This is a genomic window from Bradyrhizobium sp., assembly GCF_049581145.1.
Taxonomy (GTDB): Bacteria; Pseudomonadota; Alphaproteobacteria; order Rhizobiales; family Xanthobacteraceae; genus Bradyrhizobium.
The window spans coordinates 1-4216 of sequence record NZ_JBAURI010001150.1 but is presented as its reverse complement, the minus strand read 5'-3'; the positions used below and the strand labels follow the sequence as shown (position 1 = coordinate 4216).

The 4216-nt window shown below is 65.8% G+C and carries 5 protein-coding genes; all 5 read left to right on the top strand.

The features are described 5' to 3' along the window. Nucleotides 1-385: 385 nt before the first annotated feature. Nucleotides 386-1384, top strand: coding sequence for a penicillin-insensitive murein endopeptidase (mepA, locus tag WCB02_RS36660; RefSeq protein ID WP_423966594.1), 999 nt, complete (start codon nucleotides 386-388; stop codon nucleotides 1382-1384). Nucleotides 1385-1562: 178 nt separating this feature from the next. After that, nucleotides 1563-2072, top strand: coding sequence for a hypothetical protein (locus tag WCB02_RS36655; protein ID WP_423966592.1), 510 nt, complete (start codon nucleotides 1563-1565; stop codon nucleotides 2070-2072). Nucleotides 2073-2258: 186 nt separating this feature from the next. After that, nucleotides 2259-3044, top strand: a complete 786-nt coding sequence (gene modA, locus WCB02_RS36650; RefSeq protein WP_423966589.1) for a molybdate ABC transporter substrate-binding protein — start codon at nucleotides 2259-2261, stop codon at nucleotides 3042-3044. 1 nt (nucleotide 3045) lies between these two features. Beyond that, the gene (modB, locus tag WCB02_RS36645) at nucleotides 3046-3741 is read left to right on the top strand and encodes a molybdate ABC transporter permease subunit (RefSeq protein WP_423966587.1); all 696 of its coding nucleotides are present in this window, start codon (nucleotides 3046-3048) and stop codon (nucleotides 3739-3741) included. A 2-nt stretch (nucleotides 3742-3743) separates the two neighbouring features. After that, nucleotides 3744-4216, top strand: a 473-nt coding sequence (locus tag WCB02_RS36640) for an ATP-binding cassette domain-containing protein (RefSeq protein WP_423966585.1), incomplete at its 3' end; no start/stop codon positions are given.

The following is a 4216-nucleotide window of genomic DNA, read 5'->3' as shown; positions in this document are numbered from 1 at the left end:
TGAGGTTGCGACGCAACCTCAGATCGAGGCCGTGCGCCGCAAACGCTGCGAAAGGGGAGGACTGTCCATGACAGCTGCCAGTGCGTTTGCATAAGGAATAGGCAAACTGCGGGCGGGCGCGAGAAGTTCGGCCAAACCCGTGTGAAGGTTAGCGCCCGGTTACCAATATCCGTTCCAAATCTCGAGCCGAGAAGACGCACGGGTCCTTTCCCCTCCGAGCAGCATAAACAGCGTCTATGCATGCGCCGGCGGCAGCCCAGCACACGTGACGTGCGACATCGGCCGAACCAAACCCTTGCCCATCGCCAAGGCCTTCATCAACCAATTGCGACTGGAAGAACGCGCCCACTTCCATGCTACGCTTGGTGGCGCATGGAGTGACCCGATGCACGCGCGCCGAACACTGATCCCGCTGCTGGCCGCGATTGCCGCCGCCGCTGCCTCGCTGGCCTTGTCTCAGACGCTGACCCGGGCCATGGCGCAGGACAAGGGCAGCGTCGAGCCGAAGCCGCTGCCACCGCTCGCCAATCCCAACGATCCCAAGATCGCCGCCAAGGAATTGTTCGCGCGCAGGCTGTTGCCCACAGCGCGGCCGACCCGGGTGATCGGCGCCTATAGCGACGGCTGCATCGCGGGTGCGGCCGAGATGCCGATCACTGGCGACACCTGGCAGGTGATGCGGCTATCGCGCAATCGCAATTGGGGACACCCCGACATGGTCGCGCTGCTGCAGCGGTTGGCGGCCAAGGCGCACAAGGATGCCGGCTGGCCCGGAATCCTGGTCGGCGACATGGGGCAGCCGCGCGGCGGCCCGGCGCTGTCCGGCCACGCCAGCCATCAGATCGGTCTCGACGCCGATGTCTGGCTGACGCCGATGCCGGATCATCTGCTGTCGCGCGAAGAGCGCGAGGAAACCTCCGCGACCATGATGGTGCGCGACGACCGGCTCGACATCGATCCGAAGGTTTTCACGCCCGGCCATGTCGCCGTCATCCGCGATGCCGCGATGGAGCCGAGTGTGCAGCGCATCTTCGTCAACGCCGCGATCAAGAAGGCCTTGTGCCGCGAGGCCAGCGGCGACCGCAGTTGGCTGTCCAAGGTCCGGCCGTGGTACGGCCACGACTATCATTTCCATATCCGGATGCGCTGCCCGCAGGGCAGCAGCGAATGCAAGGGCCAGAAGGACCAGGAAGGCGGCGACGGCTGCAAGCCGGACGATCTCGCCTACTGGTTCAAGGAGTCCATCCTGCATCCCGAACCGCCGAAGGAGCCGGAGCAGCCGGCGCACGGCATCACACTGGCGCAGATGCCGGCCGATTGCCGGGCCGTGCTGAACGCAGCCGACGCCAAGCCCAGCGCGCAGGCCTCGACGAAATTGCCGTAGCGATGCCGGCACGGACTATCGCGGTACCGCCACAATGAGCTATGGTCGGCCGCCGCGCCGCAAGCGCGAGCGACGCCTTGAAACAAAAACCTTGGGACGACGGTCCCGATTTCCCGATCTGACCAAATCGCCACCAGCGCAGCCGTGTCTGCGCGTGGCCCAACCATCTGGATTGCGCATGCGTATTACCCCTGTCGTCGCGTTGCTGCTGCTCGCCGCAGCCGGGCCTGCCCTTGCCGCGGAAGAACCGAGCGGCTGCGACAAGTTCAAATGGCCGATCGAGCATGAACGCGCCGCGCTGACCGCACCGGATCGCGCCAAGCTCAATTCGGGCGCCGAGCTCGCCGCGCTGCCGTCGACCGGCGTCACACTGGCCCTGCTGGCGCCTACAGCGGCAAAGTTGCCGACCCCGCCCGAGCGCGCGCCCAAGGATGGCACCTTTGCGGGTTTTACCAGCGTCAAGACAGCGCCGAAGGCAGGTATCTATACCATCAGCCTGTCGGCGGGCGCCTGGGTCGATGTCGTCCAGGACGGCCATTTCCTCAAGCCCAAGGGCTTCAGCGGGGCCACCGACTGCGAGGGCATCCGCAAGACCATGAAATACCAGCTTGCCGACAAGCCGTTCGTGCTGCAGGTCTCCGGCAGCAGCGAGAACTCGATCTCGATCGCGATCCTGCCATCCGAATAGGAGGGCTTTACCCGAAAGCCCAGCCTGTTATGATTCGCCCGCGATAGTCCTGACCGGCCGTAAGCCGGCAGAGACTGCCGGAACGGCGCTTCCGCCCGTCGTGATTCCCGTGATCAGCCACGCCCGATTTGCGCGCGCCCATGGCGGCTGCGCTTATACACGCGCGATGACGTATGGAGCGCCATGATGCACCGCCTCACCGGACTGCTTTTGAGCCTTGTCATCCTCTGCGGATCGACCTGTGCGCCCGCGCTGGCCGAAGACAAGACCATCGTCGTGTTCGCCGCAGCCTCGATGAAGAACGCGCTCGACGACGTCGATGCAGGCTTCACCGCCAAGACTGGCGTCAAGGTCCAGGCCAGCTATGCCGCGAGTTCGACGCTGGCAAAGCAGATCGAACAGGGCGCGCCCGCCGACATCTTCGTCTCCGCCGATACCGATTGGATGGACTATGTGGTTGCCAGGAAGGACATCAACGTGCCGACCCGGGTCAATCTGCTCGGCAACAGCATCGTCCTGATCGCACCGAAGGATTCGACGATCGGCAACGTGACGATCGGACCAGGCTTCGACCTGGCGAAGCTCGCCGGCGACGGCAAGATCGCGACCGGCGACGTCAACGCCGTGCCGGTCGGCAAATACGCCAAGGCTGCGCTGGAAAAGCTCGGCGCCTGGCAGGCCGCCGCGCCGAAGTTCGCGATGGCCGAGAGCGTGCGCGCGGCGCTGACCCTGGTGGCCCGGGGCGAGGCCGTGCTCGGCATCGTCTATTCGACCGACGCCAAGGTCGAGCCGGGCGTCAAGATCGTCGGCACTTTTCCGGCCGACACCCACCCGCCGATCATCTATCCGGTGGCCGCGACGACGACCGCGAAGCCTGAGGCCAATGATTACCTGTCCTATCTGAAGTCGCAGGCCGCCAAGACGGTGCTGGAAAAGTATGGCTTCGACTATCTGATCCATCCGACCTCCTGACGTGCTGGATATCACTGCCACGGAATGGACGGCGATCCGGCTTTCGCTGCGGGTCGCCACCGTTGCAACCGTGATCGCGACGCCGCTCGGAATCGGTCTGGCGTGGCTGCTGGCGCGGCGCAATTTCTGGGGCAAGTCGCTGCTCGATGCGCTGATCCATCTGCCGCTGGTGCTGCCGCCTGTCGTCACCGGCTACCTGCTGCTCCTGACCCTCGGCCGGCGCGGCCTGGTCGGAGCATGGCTCGCCGACCATCTCGGCATCGTGTTCGCCTTCCGCTGGACCGGCGCGGCGCTGGCCTGCGGCGTGATGTCGTTTCCGCTGCTGGTGCGGCCGATGCGGCTGTCGATCGAGGCGGTGGACCAGCGGCTCGAACAGGCCGCGGAGACCCTCGGCGCCGCGCCGTGGCGGGTATTTCTCAGCGTCACGCTGCCGCTGTCGCTGCCCGGCGTGCTTGCCGGCATGGTGCTCGGTTTCGCCAAGGCGATCGGCGAGTTCGGCGCCACCATCACCTTTGTGTCGAACATTCCCGGGGAAACCCAGACCATCTCGTCGGCGATCTATTCGCTGATCCAGACGCCGGACGGCGACGTCGCGGCGCTGCGGCTGGTCCTGGTGTCCGTCGTCATCGCAGTCGCGGCACTGGTGGGCTCGGAATGGTTCGCGCGACGCGCCACAGAGCGCGTGCACGGAAATTGACCGTGCTGCGGGTCGACGTCGCAAAGAAACTCGGCGAACTCGCGCTGGAAGCATCCTTCGAGAGCGAAGGCCGCGTCACCGGATTGTTCGGCGCCTCCGGTGCCGGCAAGACCTCGCTGATCAACATGATCGCCGGCCTGTTGCGGCCCGATCGCGGCACCATCACCCTCGACGGCGAAACGCTCGACGATACCGCCAAGGGCATCCATGTTCCGGCCTATCGCCGGCGCATCGGCTACGTTTTTCAGGACTCGCGGCTGTTTCCGCATCTCGATGTCCTGCACAACCTCGACTATGGCCGGCGCATGAACCGCCTCCCCGACGACGCCGCGCAACACCAGCGCGTCACCGATCTGCTCGACATCGGCCATCTGCTCGACCGCCGTCCCGGCAAATTATCGGGCGGCGAGCGCCAGCGCGTCGCGCTCGGCCGCGCGCTTCTGGCCAGGCCGCGGCTGCTGCTGCTCGACGAACC

Bases quoted from the DNA above. Each gene is read 5' to 3' on its own strand.
- mepA (WP_423966594.1), top strand. From the start codon at position 386: ATGCACGCGCGCCGAACACTGATCCCGCTGCTGGCCGCGATTGCCGCC.
- WCB02_RS36655 (WP_423966592.1), top strand. From the start codon at position 1,563: ATGCGTATTACCCCTGTCGTCGCGTTGCTGCTGCTCGCCGCAGCCGGG.
- modA (WP_423966589.1), top strand. From the start codon at position 2,259: ATGCACCGCCTCACCGGACTGCTTTTGAGCCTTGTCATCCTCTGCGGA.